Below are 16,130 nucleotides of genomic sequence, written 5' to 3'. Positions count from 1 at the left end.
CCACCTGTTCGTCACCTGTCGATTGCAATAATTATACTATCGACCTGTATATCTATGCAATACCCAAGGAGAGATTTTCTTGGCTATGACCTGTAAGATGCGAATATATTTCATTGAAGGCTCAATCCATCAAAGTACTTCTAGGAGGTGATGGTTTGGAAATCAAGAATACTCGCAACAATATTGGAAAAGGAACTCTAGCCGCGATATTGCTCAGCATGGCGGCTGCCCTTATCATACTGCGACTCACCGCAGGTCCAGATTTCATGCCAAGTCTTTTCCGGATTCGCCCTGCTTACCTGGCAATCGCAGGAGCCATAATGATCCTCGGTTGGATAACTGATGCCATACGCATCGGACTTTTGGTGCGAGCTTTAAAGGGCAAACTGAGTTTCATGCAATCACTGCGGATCTCCTTGATCGGCGCCTTTGTCTCGGCCGTCACTCCGTTTGATACCGGAGGCGAACCAGTCCAAGTCTACATGCTGCAGCAAGCTGGCATCACCATCGGTGAATCAACAGCCGTGATCGCCGTCAAGACCATCCTTTCCGCCCTGGCCCGATTTGTCCTCGGATCCGCCTTCCCGGTATGGCTCATAATGAGCAAGAGGACATGGGATATTCCAAGGGGCATGAATATCGCCATCTCCATCGGCCTGGCACTATACTTCATCGCGATGTTTCTAGGCGTCTTCTTCATGGTCCGCCCCCATACGGCTATCGGAATCACAAGGACGATCCTCGGCAATCGTCTCGTTAAGAGAGTCATCTCAGATAAGCTAGCTCAGACTATGATCACCCGAATCAGCGATGAAGTGATTGCGTTCCGTTCGGCGCTCAAGAAATTCATGATCGAACACCGGCCTGTTCTGATCCTCGTTGCCCTGCTTGGATTCCTGGGATGGATTTTCTTATTTCTCATCCCCATTCTCATTTTGGTGGGTATGGGGGTAAGCCCACCCTATGCGGGGGCAATGGGAATAATCAGCATATTCTATCTGGCGGCGGCATATGCTCCCACTCCGGGCGCCAGTGGAGCAGCTGAGGCTTCTTTTGCCATTCTTTTTGGTCAAATCGTTCCATTTCATCTGCTGGGGGTCTTCGTGATAATATGGCGCTTCGTGACTTACCATCTTACACTGATAGTGGGCGGAGCCCTTATGGCCACAAGTTTCTTTAAGAGAAGAACAAAAAGAGATAAGTCAAATGGGGCTGGCAGCAATTAGCCTATTACGTGTATCTTGGCGCCGCAGAATGCGCAATGTCCATTGACAAGGTTGATATCAGTGACAGAAAACCCCCTTCTCTGTATTACCGTCTTTCCGCACTGATAGCATATGGTATCGTCCCACTCTGAATGAGGGATATTGCCCACATAGACATACTTTAACCTCTCTTTTGCAGCTTTCCATGCCATTTCGAGAGTGTCCACAGGCGTAGGCGGCAGGTCCATCTGGTAGTTGGGGAAATAGCGGGAAAAATGCAGGGGAATAGCGTCATTTATGCCTGCGACCCAGTCTATCAGTTGGGAGATTTCCTCTGGCGAATCGTTGAGCCCCGGGATCACGAGATTCGTAAGCTCCACATGACATTTCTGACTGGCCAGTTCCACTGTCTCCTTTACCGGGGCGAGACTGCCACCGCATATCTTCTTATAGAAGCCCTCTGTGAATGCCTTTACATCTATGTTCATTGCATCTATATACGGAAGGATCGCCTCCAGAGGTTCGGGCCTTATTTCGCCGTTAGTTACAAGCACATTCTTCAATCCTTCCTCTTGCGCAATCTTCGCAGTATCCAGGACGAACTCATACCATACCACCGGCTCTGAATATGTATACGCGATCCCTATGCAATCGGCTCTATCTCGATATTTCTTGGCAAGTGCTACAACCTCATCCGGCTCGATATGTTCGGTCTCTACATCGCCCTGGCTTATCTCCCAGTTTTGGCAGAACTTACAAAGAAGATTGCATCCTCGCGTTCCAAGGGATAGGATCGTCCTACCTGGATAGAAATGATAGAGCGGCTTCTTTTCGACAGGGTCGATAGCGATGCTGGTGTATTCGCCATAAACAGTAGAATACAGCTTTCCCTCTATATTCTTCCGCGCGCGGCAAACCCCTGAAGCGCCTGGACGAATGGAGCATTCCCTTGGGCACAGGAGGCATTTTACAGCATCCTCTTGATCAATCTTAGTATAATATGCAGCTTCCTTCATAAATACCTCACGACCTCAAATCTCTCCAGCGAGACCTCCTCCTCAGGCCTTATTCCTGCCTTGCGTTTCGCAATAGCCACCTGCTCCGCAGGGTCCGATATGCCCTCCAAGTCAGGCAGAAGTAAACCGCTCCTCCCGCCCTTTCTGACAATCACGCCATATCTCTTGGGGTCAAGCTGTTCTAGGCCCCTGATTGGTTCCGGCTCGGAGAGGACATCTACCGAATACACCAGGTCATCCAGTTCCTCACTCCTTACTGGCATGAAACGGGGATCCTCGGTAGCCGCCGCAATAGCATTCCTTATCACCTCAGTCGCTACATTCCTGGAAACTGGGGATATGGTCCCAATGCACCCTCTGAGCTGCCCGTGCTTCTTTATGGAGCAAAAGACACCAGCTCTCTTTCTCATCTCCGGGGTAAGGTTTTCTGGGGGATCTATGACCCTCCTATGTATGACATACTCCTCGACAGCCTGCCTTGCCAGCGTCACCAAAGGACTCTCGGATCTCCGCCGTTCAAGGACGAAACGTCTTCGGAAGTCCATAAGCTTTGTCAGAAATTCACGTCTTGGATTCTCCTCTCCCGGCCAAACCTCCACAACGCCATATCCGACTCCGAATGGCCCCTCATAGGAGAGCACCTTGGCGGACAAATCAAATCCGTCGAGGGCGCCAAGCATGGCTATAATGGGCCTGTAGCCACACTCTCCTGCGCTTTCCACGAGGTCAGGATCCATATGTATTATGTCTTCCACATTTGTTTCTTCCAGAAGCCTCAGGATGAGTCTATCGAATTCTATACCCCTCTCGCTATATCCAGCCGGGGCATCATAAGTAAGTCTGTGTGAGAGATCCCCGCTGGCAATGAATGCCGCCCTCCTCCCGAGGTGCCGGGCGGCTTGGCTTACAGCCATTCCGAAAGCATATATCTCCTCGAGAGGCAAAAATGATGCGCCGGCCAGCATTATTGGGACATCCACACCAGCTTCTTCAATATAGTACAGAGGAACCATTATCCCGTGATCTAGCTTCCGATACAAGGAAAGGCGGGATCTGTCCTTACCATCGATGACTACGGTTAAGATTCCCAAATCCTGGGCCATTTCCTGGGTCTTCTGGATCATTTCCTGGTCACACTTCACATCAAATGAGACATCACGCGCGCCAAAATCACCGAAATTGCCGCGTAACGAATCGCCACCCATGATAGCCACAGAATCACCCAGCACCACTGAATGAGGGCTCACAAAAACAAGGACATCTGGCGAAAGTTTCTTTATATCGCTTCCGAGAGTTCTCATAGCATCCTGGGTCATCCTGACAATTTCGATCTGATCTCGCCCCACTTGGGGGATAAGAAGCGGCGGGTGAGGCGATACCGCGGCAAATACGATACCGGATCTGCCATTATCCATTTCAATCAAGCACCTCCTTTTCTACATATGGGGAGGTCACGGGCTGAAGAAGAGCACTATGCGTCAAATCGAAGACGATCTCCGTTTAGTCTTGTCGGATTCTGAATTCGAGAATCACAAAGCAATCTCGCTCCCCGTCGACCATGGCATGATTTCCCCTCGTCTCTTATTTTGATTCAACAATAGCCGAATTCATCTCAAAAGGCTCGTCCAACATAATATGGCCAGCGATGGTGGCGACTCTCTTATCTGCAATGAGCAATCTCACTCTCTTGACCCCAGGAATTCCGCATAGGGTATTGACAATCGAGTAAACGGTAAGCTCTTCGCACCTGCTGCCACCCCAGTGATGCCTGGACAGCTCTGGTCCAAAGCTGAGACTGAGAGTGCCGTCATGGCTGAAGCTGATCCACTCCGTAGCAGTACCCGGCGGAATTGTACGGCAGAGCATGCTTTCTCCGGCAGGCCCGCTTATCAGCTCGCGCGCCACCATGGATGCTTTAGCTTCAGTAGGGGCCTCTATGAAACTACTACCCATATCCCTTATCTCAGGTAGAAGTGAATCATCAAAGTTCGTTGGTCCGGCAAAGTAAAGGATCACCTGATTCTGGGATATTGATAGCGCCTGCCTGGCTGTATTCTCTCCAGAACTCCGAGTATTTTTCCTTTCCACATTTTGCTCTGGTTTTCCTCTATCTTTCCTTGGAACACCTGTGCCATTGTTCCTTGCACCCTCGGTCTCCCTCTTATGTCTATCCGCTAGATAGCATATAATCCCGTGAAAGATGGCCTCAGCCACCTTCTCCCGGTATTCCGGGCTTCCAAGCAGCCCTTCCTCGCGCGGGTTCGACAGAAAGCCGACTTCGATGAGAATTGCAGGCATCCTGGCATTCCGTAGGACGAAATACGCATCTCCAGGTTTAGCCCGCCTGAGGTTCGGACCGAGACGCCTGGAAAGCTCATTCTGCACAGCTATAGCCATGAGACGCGATTCCTCGGAAGAAGGATGATAGAATGTCTGCGCCCCGGACCAAACTGGTTCAGGAAAGCTATTAGCATGCAGGCTGATAAACAGATCAGCTCCGCTGCCATTGGCGAGCTCCATTCTCTTTTCCAGTTCGGCGCGTCGCCAGTATAGGGTTTCATCTGCTCCTGACCCTACCAAAACCTCGTCGCTCCGCCTGGTCATTATGGTATATACAGCGACACGGTTCAGCATACGCTCGAGGCGGCGGGCGATATCCAGGACAATGTCTTTTTCCGCGACGCCAGATTTGCCAACAGCGCCCGGATCAGGGCCCCCATGGCCCGCGTCGATGACCACCATTTTGCCGCAAACGGCTCCGTAGAACGGGGATATCACGAGGGTAGAAGTCCTTGCAAGGACGAATGCCAGAATGAATATGCTCGCAAGGCTGATCAATATTAGAATGAAATTCCTGCGGTCCCATTTGACAATAATGATATTGGCCATCAGGAATCCCTCGCACACAGAGAGTAGACCGGCGTGCAGGCGGCGCAGTCGACGCCTTAGCGCCTCCGGTGGCACCGACTGCCATATGCGCCTCAGCGCCTGCCTCTCTACAGCCTATGCCAAGTTACATCATGTAAGACCTTATGACCCTATATCCACCCCCGCGTTCTACCTCGTCGGCATTCCCGAAAATCCGCTCCATTTCAGAAGCCAAAGTCAGGACGCCCTGCTTTGTCCTGGCTACCATCCAAAATGTCCCGCCCTGCCCTAGATGATCCCGAGCCCCCTCGAATAGCTTGATGAGGACCTTTCTTCCCGCGCGAATCGGCGGATTCGTGAGAATTACGTCAAACTCCAAGTCCTTGACAGGCACGAAACCTTCGCCCTGAAGGACTACCACATTTCTCACATTATTCTCCTGCGCATTTCGCCGTGAGAGCCATATGGCCCGTTCATTAATGTCCACCATATAGACGACTCCCTGAGGGGCGAGCCTGGCCGCGACTATCCCTACGGGACCATAGCCACATCCGAGATCCAGGATCGTGGCATCTGGTGGGATCTCCATGGCATCTATCAATAATCTCGTGCCGCGATCAACCCTTTCCCTCGAAAAGACAGATGAATCTGTCCAAAAGCGGTAATCACTGCCTCTGAGTCGGGCGAATATGAGTTTTTCCCTATGCGGGGCTTCGGGTCTCTCAGAGAAATAATGATCTTTCAAACTACTTGAGGCTCCCCCTTTATAGATTCAACGATCCTCTTGATTTCAGTCACCTGTTCATTATCACCTTGAACGACCAAAGTCACGGCGCCTTCGGAACCGGCCACGCCGCCGGACGCGACACATGTAGCTTGAGCGCCTGAGAGAAGATTAATTGCCTCTATTTCCGTCACGACCTCGGCGTTTGTCACAACCATCATCCCGGCAGTTCCGCCGATGGCCCAATCAAATGTCTGGGATCCCATAAGACCAGCAGCCTCCACCACAGAGGGCACCAGCTTTTCTAGTCCGATGGGCACTACAAGGGTAGACCCTCTGGACGAAATTACAGGTAATGCACGACCTATCGTGCCGCCATAACCGTCGCCTGTCAGAATCCCGACAAAACCATCGAGGTCCAAAGCATTTCCACCCTTTATGAATACATCGTGAGGCCCAAATTCAGGCAAGACATCTCGCCATGGAATCTCCACCCGCGTCCCATGCTTGATGACAAGTGGGGGCATTACCTTTTCGGGCGGATTGGCTGTGAGTTTTCCCCCGGTGATGATGCCAACAGAATAAAGAGCCTTAGAAGCCACCGTGATCTTTCCAAGTTCTTCGGCAACAAATGCATTTGTGGTACCATTCGCTACAATTATGGTGCCCCTAGACAGGGCATTCCTTACCGATGGAAGATGAGGAATTGCTTTTGCGATGAGACGCTTGGATTCGAATGGTGTCAGGGTGAATAGACCTTTCATGTTCTTCGGCGCTATCGCCTCCAAGTAGGAGAGATGTGCCAATCCCCCTTTCAGAAGAATCCTAGAGGAAGAAAAACGGACGTATCCCTTCTTGTGAGAGAATCGCCCGTTCCTTTAAGCCCGATTCCATGATGGCATATTCTAACGCTTGGAGAACTGAGGAGCCTTACGAGCCTTCTTAAGGCCATACTTCCTTCGTTCCTTCATGCGGGGATCCCGGGTCAGGAGCCCTGCCTTTTTGAGAGCCTGCCTGTAAGTCTCGTCAAATTCCACCAGGGCCCTAGCTATCCCATGACGAATGGCGCCTGCCTGGCCTGTAGGCCCCCCTCCTTGCACCCTGGCTTCCACATCAAATTTGTCCACCGTCTCTGTGAGACGGAGAGGCTCGGTGACGACCAGCTGCAAGACCTTCCTGCCAAAATACTCCGTCATCGGAACGCCATTTACTGTTATACTGCCCTGTCCGGGCTTCACTCGCACTCGGGCAATTGCACATTTCCTCCTGCCAGTCACAGGTGATTCAGCAAGAGCCAATCCAACCCCTCCTCGAAATTACCTTTGCTTGTCGTCAACTTCCAGTGGTTCCGGTTTCTGAGCAACATGAGGATGCTCCGGCCCTTTGTATACGCGGAGTTTCTTAATGAGTTTCCGTCCCAACCGATTATGGGGTAGCATACCCCATACAGCCAGACGGATTGCAAGCTCAGGCCTGGTATTGAGTAACTCATCATATTTGACTGCTTTGAGACCGCCCGGATAACCCGAATGCCGATAGTAGATCTTTTGCTGCCGTTTCTTGCCAGTTAGAATCACTTTATCAGCGTTGACAACGATAACGTGGTCTCCAGAGTCTATGAAGGGAGTATAGGTCGGCCTATGCTTGCCTCTCAGCACGGCCGCTATTTGGCTTGCAAGCCTCCCCAACACCTTATTCTCCGCATCGACCACGTACCATTTCTCTTCCTTTTCATTTCCTTTGGGCATATACGTGGTATTATTCATATCGTTATCCTCCCAGCTATACCTCACCAAGAGCGAAGCCGTAGCATAGTCGCAAAACCCACATGGGTATTCTAATATAGCCCCCCTATGCTGTCAAGGCACTCCTGCCATGGCGCTCTTGCAGATTCCCTTAATATGCAGATTCCCTCAATAATTGACGCAGACTAGCACAAGACCCTTTGGTGGCGCGGTGGGTCCCCCGCATCGCCTGTCCTGCGACTCCAGTATCCTGGAGATGGTCTCTGGGGCCATCTTGTTGTCAGACATCCAGATGAGTGTTCCCACGATTATCCTCACCATATTGTAAAGAAAGCCATCCGCCTCTATTTCCATCTGCAGGAGACTGCCTTTGCGCCTCCATTCAAGTCTTTTTATCTCCCGCTCATATGTCTTGACTCCAGCGCCTGATGCGCAAAACGCCCGAAAATTCCTGCGTCCTATGAGCAATCGTGAGGCAGCCTTGATCAAGTCCTCATCCAAAGGTCTTGGCACATGATATGAATAAAGCCTCCAGAAAACCGATTCGACAGGTGAAGTATCTATGGTATACCTGTAGACCTTGGACCGGGCACAGAATCTTGAATGGAATTCCGGCGCCACCTCGCAGGCCGTCAGCACACGAATATCTTCCGGCAAAACGCTATTTAGCGCGGGCACCCATCTGTCCTCCGGAATCCTGCTAAATGTCTTGAAATTCACTACCTGCCCGAGGGCGTGAACCCCTGCATCGGTCCTTCCCGCCGCGATGACTACAGGCATTTCCCCTGTCAGGATCTTTATGCTCTCCTCGAGGGACTCCTGGATGGTTGGCACGCCTCGCTGTCTTTGAAAACCGCCATACCTGGTCCCGTCGTATTGCAGTACGAGCTTGATATTGCGACGTGTCACCGCTCTCCAAGCCCCCTACAGACTCAGAAATACACCACCAGCAATACCATTGTGGCTACAGTGATGATGGACGCCGCATAATCAATGGAGCTGAGTCGCAGCTGTCTCAGCCGGGTCCTGCCTTTGCCCCCCCGATAGCAGCGGGACTCCATGGCCATCGCCAGTTCATCCGCCCTTCTAAAAGCGCTCACGAAGAGAGGGACCAGAAGTGGGATGAGCCCCTTCGCCCTCTGGACCATATTCCCTGACTCGAAGTCCGCCCCTCGCGCCATCTGGGCTTTCATGATCTTATCGGCTTCTTCCAGCAGGGTCGGAATAAACCTCAGGGCTATGGTCATCATCATGGCCAGTTCATGGCTCGGTACCCCCAACCTAGTGAGGGGACGTAGTAGATATTCCGTTCCATCAGTGAGCTGTATCGGCGATGTTGCCAAAGTCAAGAGCGAAGTGACAATGACTAGCAGCACCAGCCTGCCCACCATGAAGACGCCCCTGTAGACTCCCTCATATGTGGCAGTCAAGGGCCCGATGGTGAATATCATCCTCCCCGGGTTCATAAAGAGATGGAGGAGGAATGTGATAACCAGAATTGCAACAAGCGGCCGCAACCCCTTCAATACGATCCTCACCCCGATGCCAGATAAAAGAGTGGCAGCCACAAGGAATCCAAGCAGAATGGCATAACCTGATATCGAGGTGATTACGAATAGGGCCACTATGATCACCAGCGAGAGGATTATTTTTGTACGAGGATCGAGCCTGTGTACAATAGACTCTCCCGGGATATATTGCCCAATTGTTATTCCATCAAGCACGTCCTTCCCTCCTGAGAAGAGACGCAATTTCCCGCCTGGCCTCATCAACTGTAAGCACGACCGGACGCACGTCTTTACCCCTTTTGCGCAGCTCGCCCATGAGCCTAGTGACCTCCGGGACGCCAAGACCAATCTGCTGCAATTCTGCAGCCTTGAGGAAGACCTCACGCGTAGGCCCGTCCATGACGATATGACCATCGTGCATTACTACCAAACGCTTGACAAGGCGCGCCACATCCTCCATACTGTGCGACACAAGAATCACCGTAAGGCTGTGTTTTCTATGGAGCTCCTCGATCTTACCCAAGATCTCGTCGCGCCCCCGAGGGTCAAGCCCCGCAGCCGGCTCATCAAGTATGAGCACTCGAGGGTTCATGGCAAGAACCCCTGCCATTGCAACCCTCCTCATCTGTCCCCCACTCAACTCAAAAGGCGAACGATCTTTTACGGACTCAAAATCAAGCCCTACCATCTCGAGGGCTTCTTTCACGCGTCTTGAAACTTCTTCCTCGGGCAGTTTAAGGTTTCTGGGGCCGAAGGCCACATCCTGGTACACAGTCTCCTCAAATAACTGATGTTCAGGGTATTGAAAGAGAAGTCCAACTTTCTGGCGAGTCGTTGTGAGCTTCACTCCCCTTGCGAAAATATCTACACCATCAACATAGACGGTTCCGCTGGTCGGCCTCAGGAGACCATTAAGATGCTGTATCAAGGTGGACTTCCCCGATCCAGTCTTTCCTATGAGACCGATGAATTCACCATCCTCTATCAGGAGGTTTACATCCTCCAGCGCTCTGACCTCAAAGGGTGTGCCCGCCATATATACATGAGTAAGATGCTCAACTTTTATCGCCACTGTGTAAAGTCCTTCCCCGGCCCTGCTGCCTAGACTGCAGGAGAACTGTTTTCCATAATAAACCTGACCATCTCGTCTACGGTGAGAATCCCTTTGGGCACCGGAAAACCTTCTTTACGAAGCTCACTCGCAAGCTCCGTCACCTGGGGAACATCCAGGTGCAAATCCCTCAAGATAGATACATTACTAAAAACAGAACGGGGCGTTCCATCCATGACGATCTTTCCCTGTTCCATCACGATGACCCGATCGCCCATAACAGCCTCGTCCATAAAATGAGTAATATGGACGACAGTCATTCCCTCTTCTTTGTTCAGCTTCTTAACGGTGGACATTACCTCCGCGCGCCCTGAAGGATCAAGCATGGCAGTTGGTTCATCCAACACCACACATGCAGGGCGCATGGCGATCACCCCTGCGATGGCCACCCTTTGCTTTTGACCTCCTGAGAGAAGGTGGGGAGCATGCTTCTTGAACCTCGTCATATCCACGATCTCCAGGGCCTGGTCAATTCTGGCGCGAATCTCGTCCGAGGGCACACCAAGGTTCTCCGGGCCAAAGGCAACGTCCTCTTCGACAGTAGTGGCCACGATCTGATTATCAGGATTCTGAAAGACCATGCCCACGGTCTGTCGTATCTTCCAGAGATTCGCCGGGTCCCGTGTATCAAGGCCATCCACCAAAACCCGACCCGAATCCGGTAGAAGAAGGGCGTTGAGGTGTTTTGCCAGGGTCGACTTGCCCGAGCCATTATGGCCGATGATGACGACAAATTCACCCTTCTTCACAGTGAGGCATATATCCACGAGGGCATCTATTTCGCCCTTTTCCCCAGCCCCATAGGTGTAGCAAAGGTGATCAACCCGGAACATCTCCTCCCCCACACCGTCCACCCTCTTCTACTGGACCAACTCAAGAATCACCATTGAAGCAGCATCGCCGCGCCGCTGTTCCAATTTCGTGATCCTGGTATACCCTCCCGGGCGATCCTTATACCTGGGCGCAATTTCATCGAACAGCTTCTTCAGAGCGTCTTTGCCAATAACAGACGCAGCCGCAAGCCTCCTGGAGTGAAGGTCTCCTCTCTTGGCAAGTGTGATGACCTCCTCTGCCAAGGGACGTATATTCTTCGCTTTTGCTTCGGTAGTACGGATTCTCCCATTCAAGAACAATACGGTCATCAGGTTCCTGAAGAGGGACCTTCTATGCCCGGAAGTGCGACCGAGTTTTCCCTTTCTCACTTGGATCCCTCCGCCTATTCATCGGACGGCCTAAAGGACAAGCCTAGAGCCGCCATTTTTTGTTTGACTTCTTCAAGAGATTTCCTCCCGAGATTTCGAACCTTCATCATATCTTCTTCTGTCTTACGGGTAAGGTCCTCAACAGTGTTGATCCCTGCCCGTTTGAGACAATTGTATGACCTCACAGACAGATCCAATTCCTCGATGGTCATGTTCAAGGAATGATCTTTGGACTCTGACTTCTCTCCTTCTCCGGAAATAGAAGTCATAGGTTTTGCCGTAAGCTCTGTAAACACGCTCAATTTATCCATGAGGATGCGTGCCGCGCGGCTTATTGCTTCCTTAGGATCTATGCTTCCGTTTGTTGTTACCTCAAAGATCAATTTATCATAATTCGTGACCTGGCCAACCCTAGTGCTTTCAACAGTATAGTTGGCGCTGATTATGGGAGAGAATACTGAATCTACCGGAATAACGCCAATGATAGGCTCCAACCGCCTTCTTTCGGAAGGCACATAACCTTGCCCCTTTTCCACCTGGATCTCCATGAAAAGCCGTCCCCCCTTGTCGAGGGTTGCTATATGAAGTTCGGGGTTGAGTATTTCCACGTCAGATCCGGCTATGATATCAGCTCCGGTGACCTCCCCCTCACCCTCAGCCTCTATCCTGAGCGTCCTCGGCTCATCCGTGTGCATTCTTATAAGGAGTCTCTTGAGATTCAGTATTATCTCAGTCGTATCTTCTGCGACTCCCGGAATCGTCGAGAATTCATGTAGGACCGATTCGATCTTGACCGAAGTGACAGCAGCCCCAGGAAGTGACGATAGGAGCACCCGACGCATGGAATTTCCCAAGGTTATTCCATAACCTCTCTCCAGAGGCTCAATGATAAACCTGCCATAAAGCACCTTACCACAGCCATTGAGTCCGTCTTCCTTCTGGGTGATCTCGGCGCACTCGATCCTGGGTTTCTCAATATCCATCATGGGAAACATAGCCCTCCTTTGCACCAGCGCGTGAGGCACCCTTGAGCACATCATCCATGCAATGTAACCTCTCCGTCATGCTCTTTTATCTAGAATACAACTCGACGATCATGTGCTCCTGGACCGGCACATCGATCTCTTCCCGAGTCGGAATACTGACAACACGTCCGGATAGCTGTTCCGGCATAAGCTCCAGCCAAGCAGGAACACTTCGTCCCTTAAGGGTCTCAGCGAGCTGCTTGAACAAAGGGAGATCCCGACTTCCTTCACGTATGGAGATTACATCGTTTGGCATGGTTGAGTAAGAAGGAATGCTCACCTTCTTGCCATTCACAGTAATATGTCCATGCCGGACCATTTGCCTCGCCTCGCGCCTGGAAGAAGCAAATCCAAGGCGATATACAACATTATCTAGTCGCCGCTCCAGCAGTTGGAGCAAGGCCTCGCCTGTGATTCCCTTCTTCTTGGAAGCGAGTCCAAAATATCTCGCAAATTGCCGTTCCAAAATGCCGTAGATCCGGCGCAGTTTCTGCTTTTCGCGTAACTGCAAGCTATATTCCGAAGTCTTCTTCCTGACCTGTCCATGCTCCCCCGGCGCATAGCCTCTCCGATCAATGGCGCATTTCTCGGTGTAGCAGCGTTCGCCCTTGAGGTAAAGCTTCACGCCTTCCCGACGGCACAGCCTACAGGCAGGTCCTGAATATCGTGCCATATCTCCACATACACCTCCTTAGAATCAAACGGATACCCCTCCACCATCAAACTCTCCGACGCTTTGGTGGCCGGCACCCATTGTGGGGAACCGGTGTCACGTCCTTGATCATGTTCACTTCGAGACCCGCGGCCTGAAGAGAACGGATCGCCGCCTCCCGGCCGGATCCCGGCCCTTTGACCATTACCTCGATCTGTCTCATACCCAACTCCATGGCAGCTTTCGCTGCGGCCTCAGCCGCCATTTGCGCAGCAAAAGGAGTTCCCTTTCGGGATCCTTTAAACCCCTGCGCCCCAGCGCTTGACCAGGCAACAATATTGCCCTGGGGATCAGTTATCGATACGATCGTGTTATTAAACGTGGAACGGATGTGGGCTACACCGCTCTCTACATGCTTCCTCTCACGCCTTTTGGCTTTGGTGGCTCTTTTGGGCACCAACTCTTCCCCCCTTTGAATCGAATAAACCAGTCAGACTATATTAAGGTCGATCCATGCTTGCCCTTCCTATGCTGGCGGGAGCAGTCAAACTCGACAACCCACCTGGTTATTTTGCCCTTCTTACTCCAACAGTCTTCCTGGGGCCCTTTCTAGTCCGGGCATTGGTCCTGGTCCTTTGTCCCCTGACCGGAAGCCCGCGTCTATGCCGAAGGCCCCTGTATGTGCCAATGTCGATCAACCGCTTGATATTAGCGGATTCCTCGGCCCGGAGATCGCCCTCTACTTTATAATCCCTATCAATGACCTCTCTGAGCCTCGTAACTTCCTCTTCAGTCAGATCACGCACCCTGGTATCAGGACTCACACCCACCTGGGCCAAGATTTTCCTTGACGCAGTAAGGCCGATCCCATAGATATACGTGAGCCCCACCTCTACCCTTTTATCCCTGGGGAGATCAACACCTGCAATCCTTGCCACTTACCAACTCACCCCCTTGAATAGCGCCATGACGCCCTTCGTCGAGCTATCCTTGCACCTGCTTGTGCTTGGGATTCTCGCATATCACTCTGACCTTCCCTTTACGTCTTATAATCTTGCATTTCTCACAAATCTTCTTGACTGACGGCCTAACTTTCATTGAAAATCCCCCTCTCAGGCCATAAGATGGGCTGTAGGCTCTCTATTTGAACCTATACGTTATCCTGCCCCTGGTAAGATCATAGGGGGACAATTCCACATTGACCCTGTCACCCGGCAGAATACGTATGAAATTGACCCTCATCTTTCCGGAAATATGGGCAAGCACCCTATGCCCATTCTCGAGCTCCACACGGAACATGGCATTTGGCAGGGCCTCTATGACAGTGCCTTCAACCTCGATGACATCTTGCTTTGTCATAGGGCTACTGCTCCTCCTTACCATATTCACGAGTATACATCCTCACCGCACATCGGACCTCCTCATCTGTAGGCACCTCGGACCTTAATAGCTTATCTCGTATATTGTAAGCTACATAATCCATTGGAACAAGATGATATATATTCTTCTTCTTAGGATTTGACATCTTACGGGTATCTCCATCGGCCACCATGACATACCTGTCGCTGATAGTCCCGACCACCACATAGACCTTTCCCCGATCTCTCCCTGCGCGAGACCGGGCTAGTCTTCCCGGCGAAAATTCCATAAAGCTGGCTCACCTCACGTCAGGACCGTGTCAGGATCTCCGGACCATCAGATGTTACGGCTACTGTATGCTCAAAGTGCCCTGACAGCGACGAATCCGCCGTCACTACCGTCCATCGGTCTGGCTTCACGCGTACCTCCCAGGTGCCTGCATTGACCATAGGCTCAATGGCCAATGTCATCCCTGGCATGAGTCTTACCTCTTCCCCTGGGGCCACGAAATTTGGGATCTGCGGTTCTTCATGCATCCTGCGGCCTATCCCATGACCGGCATAGGATCGCACGACGGAAAAACCATGAGCCTCCACGTATTCCTGGATCGCCCTCGAGATGTCGTGCACAGTGTTACCAACCCGCGCCTGTGAGATGCCCCGGTAAAGAGATTCACTAGTAACATCTATCAGAGTCCGGGCTTCCGGCGAAACATCACCCACTGCGAATGTGGCGGCACCATCCCCATGAAATCCACCGACCATGGCTCCCACATCTATGCTTATGATGTCGCCTTCCATGAGCCTGCGTGGCCCGGGAATGCCATGCACAACCTCTTCATTCACGGAGGCGCAGATACTTGCAGGAAAACCATAAAGCCCCTTGAAAGATGGCACCGCGCCATGGCTCCGTATGAAATCTTCAGCGATTTTGTCCAGATATCCCGTAGTCACCCCAGGACGCACTTCCTGCTGAAGCAGTCCAAGCGTGAGGGCCACCACTCTCCCGGCAAGACGCATTATCTCTAGTTCTTCCTGGGATTTCAGAGTTACCATGGACTTATGACGCCTTGATACTCTTCCTGATCTCCGCGAAAACATCATCAATGTCCTGCTCCCCATTCACCGAGATTAGCAAACCCTGCTGCCGATAATATCCGATGAGGGGCTCCGTTTCAGCATAATAGACTTCAAGTCGACGTCTTACAGTAGTTTCGGTATCATCTGACCTCTGATAGAGTTCTCCGCCGCATTTGTCACATCTTCCAGGTGTTGCAGGTGGATTGAACACCAGATGATACACAGCCCCGCACTTCTTGCAGGTCCTCCGCGCCACCAGCCTTTCCACAACTACTTCCTGCTTGGCCTCGATGCTCACCACGTAGTCGAGGGGCATCGAGAGCTCCTTCAGGAGCTTATCGAGGGCCTCCGCTTGGGGAAGAGTGCGAGGGAAACCATCCAGGATGAACCCTGCATGCGTATCTTGAGCCTCGAGCCTCTCCTTGACCAGCCCTATGGTTACCTCATCTGGCACGAGCCTCCCGGCTTCCATATACTTCTTTGCCTCTAGACCCAGGGGGGTACCCTTGGCAAGAGCCGTCCTAAACATATCACCGCTTGATATATGAGGTACATCATAATATTGCGCAAGTTTCTCCGCCTGGGTACCCTTGCCTACTCCCGGGGGGCCCAGAAGAACCATCCTCATAACGCTTC

General features: G+C 51.8%; 22 protein-coding genes. 1 reads left to right on the top strand and 21 read right to left on the bottom strand.

Annotated elements, in window-relative coordinates:
• Positions 1-155 precede the first annotated feature (155 nt).
• Complete coding sequence (locus HPY52_05275) at positions 156-1,226, top strand: flippase-like domain-containing protein (GenBank protein ID NPV79672.1); 1,071 nt, start codon at positions 156-158, stop codon at positions 1,224-1,226.
• Here the strand turns inward: HPY52_05275 and amrS are convergent.
• The 21 genes from amrS to HPY52_05170 form a co-directional block, all read right to left on the bottom strand.
• Positions 1,223-2,221, bottom strand: coding sequence for an AmmeMemoRadiSam system radical SAM enzyme (amrS, locus tag HPY52_05270; protein NPV79671.1), 999 nt, complete (start codon positions 2,219-2,221; stop codon positions 1,223-1,225). The two genes, HPY52_05275 and amrS, sit on opposite strands and share 4 nt — an antisense overlap.
• Entirely contained in the window at positions 2,218-3,636 is a 1,419-nt protein-coding gene (gene amrA, locus HPY52_05265; GenBank protein NPV79670.1) for an AmmeMemoRadiSam system protein A, read from the bottom strand. The genes amrS and amrA overlap by 4 nt, the downstream gene beginning before the upstream one ends.
• Positions 3,637-3,802: 166 nt before the next feature.
• Entirely contained in the window at positions 3,803-5,110 is a 1,308-nt protein-coding gene (locus HPY52_05260) for a hypothetical protein (GenBank protein ID NPV79669.1), read from the bottom strand.
• A gap of 124 nt (positions 5,111-5,234) precedes the next feature.
• Positions 5,235-5,834 carry a class I SAM-dependent methyltransferase gene (locus HPY52_05255; protein ID NPV79668.1) on the bottom strand — a complete coding sequence of 200 codons (600 nt, stop codon included), beginning with the start codon at positions 5,832-5,834 and terminating at the stop codon, positions 5,235-5,237.
• Complete coding sequence (locus HPY52_05250) at positions 5,831-6,601, bottom strand: hypothetical protein (GenBank protein NPV79667.1); 771 nt, start codon at positions 6,599-6,601, stop codon at positions 5,831-5,833. Before HPY52_05250 ends, HPY52_05255 begins: the two co-directional genes overlap by 4 nt.
• A 117-nt stretch (positions 6,602-6,718) precedes the next feature.
• Positions 6,719-7,111 (bottom strand): 30S ribosomal protein S9, encoded by a 393-nt coding sequence (gene rpsI / locus HPY52_05245; GenBank protein NPV79666.1) that lies wholly within the window; start codon positions 7,109-7,111, stop codon positions 6,719-6,721.
• An 18-nt stretch (positions 7,112-7,129) separates the two neighbouring features.
• A complete protein-coding gene (gene rplM, locus HPY52_05240; GenBank protein ID NPV79665.1) occupies positions 7,130-7,579 on the bottom strand; it encodes a 50S ribosomal protein L13 in 450 nt (149 codons plus the stop codon).
• Positions 7,580-7,726: 147 nt separating this feature from the next.
• Positions 7,727-8,467, bottom strand: coding sequence for a tRNA pseudouridine(38-40) synthase TruA (gene truA, locus HPY52_05235; protein ID NPV79664.1), 741 nt, complete (start codon positions 8,465-8,467; stop codon positions 7,727-7,729).
• 23 nt (positions 8,468-8,490) lie between these two features.
• Positions 8,491-9,282, bottom strand: a complete 792-nt coding sequence (locus HPY52_05230; GenBank protein NPV79663.1) for an energy-coupling factor transporter transmembrane protein EcfT — start codon at positions 9,280-9,282, stop codon at positions 8,491-8,493.
• Entirely contained in the window at positions 9,275-10,138 is an 864-nt protein-coding gene (locus HPY52_05225; GenBank protein NPV79662.1) for an energy-coupling factor transporter ATPase, read from the bottom strand. Before HPY52_05225 ends, HPY52_05230 begins: the two co-directional genes overlap by 8 nt.
• 29 nt (positions 10,139-10,167) lie before the next feature.
• A complete protein-coding gene (locus HPY52_05220) occupies positions 10,168-11,010 on the bottom strand; it encodes an energy-coupling factor transporter ATPase (GenBank protein NPV79661.1) in 843 nt (280 codons plus the stop codon).
• Positions 11,011-11,037: 27 nt separating this feature from the next.
• Positions 11,038-11,379 (bottom strand): 50S ribosomal protein L17, encoded by a 342-nt coding sequence (rplQ, locus tag HPY52_05215; GenBank protein ID NPV79660.1) that lies wholly within the window; start codon positions 11,377-11,379, stop codon positions 11,038-11,040.
• A 14-nt stretch (positions 11,380-11,393) separates the two neighbouring features.
• A complete protein-coding gene (locus HPY52_05210; protein NPV79659.1) occupies positions 11,394-12,365 on the bottom strand; it encodes a DNA-directed RNA polymerase subunit alpha in 972 nt (323 codons plus the stop codon).
• Positions 12,366-12,450: 85 nt separating this feature from the next.
• On the bottom strand, positions 12,451-13,077 hold the full coding sequence (gene rpsD, locus HPY52_05205; protein ID NPV79658.1) for a 30S ribosomal protein S4: 627 nt from the start codon (positions 13,075-13,077) through the stop codon (positions 12,451-12,453).
• 46 nt (positions 13,078-13,123) lie between these two features.
• Entirely contained in the window at positions 13,124-13,513 is a 390-nt protein-coding gene (gene rpsK / locus HPY52_05200) for a 30S ribosomal protein S11 (GenBank protein ID NPV79657.1), read from the bottom strand.
• Between the two features lie 109 nt (positions 13,514-13,622).
• Entirely contained in the window at positions 13,623-13,994 is a 372-nt protein-coding gene (gene rpsM, locus HPY52_05195) for a 30S ribosomal protein S13 (GenBank protein NPV79656.1), read from the bottom strand.
• A 46-nt stretch (positions 13,995-14,040) separates the two neighbouring features.
• Positions 14,041-14,154 carry a 50S ribosomal protein L36 gene (gene rpmJ, locus HPY52_05190; GenBank protein NPV79655.1) on the bottom strand — a complete coding sequence of 38 codons (114 nt, stop codon included), beginning with the start codon at positions 14,152-14,154 and terminating at the stop codon, positions 14,041-14,043.
• 42 nt (positions 14,155-14,196) lie between these two features.
• Positions 14,197-14,415 carry a translation initiation factor IF-1 gene (gene infA / locus HPY52_05185; GenBank protein ID NPV79654.1) on the bottom strand — a complete coding sequence of 73 codons (219 nt, stop codon included), beginning with the start codon at positions 14,413-14,415 and terminating at the stop codon, positions 14,197-14,199.
• 4 nt (positions 14,416-14,419) lie between these two features.
• A complete protein-coding gene (locus tag HPY52_05180; GenBank protein NPV79653.1) occupies positions 14,420-14,704 on the bottom strand; it encodes an RNA-binding protein in 285 nt (94 codons plus the stop codon).
• Between the two features lie 19 nt (positions 14,705-14,723).
• Positions 14,724-15,470, bottom strand: coding sequence for a type I methionyl aminopeptidase (gene map / locus HPY52_05175; protein NPV79652.1), 747 nt, complete (start codon positions 15,468-15,470; stop codon positions 14,724-14,726).
• Positions 15,471-15,474: 4 nt separating this feature from the next.
• On the bottom strand, positions 15,475-16,122 hold the full coding sequence (locus HPY52_05170) for an adenylate kinase (GenBank protein ID NPV79651.1): 648 nt from the start codon (positions 16,120-16,122) through the stop codon (positions 15,475-15,477).
• Positions 16,123-16,130 lie beyond the last annotated feature (8 nt).

It is taken from the genome of Bacillota bacterium (genome assembly GCA_013178415.1).
GTDB lineage: Bacteria > Bacillota > SHA-98 > Ch115 > Ch115 > Ch115.
The sequence above is the reverse complement of the archived record's forward strand: the minus strand, read 5'-3'. Positions and strand labels throughout refer to the sequence as shown.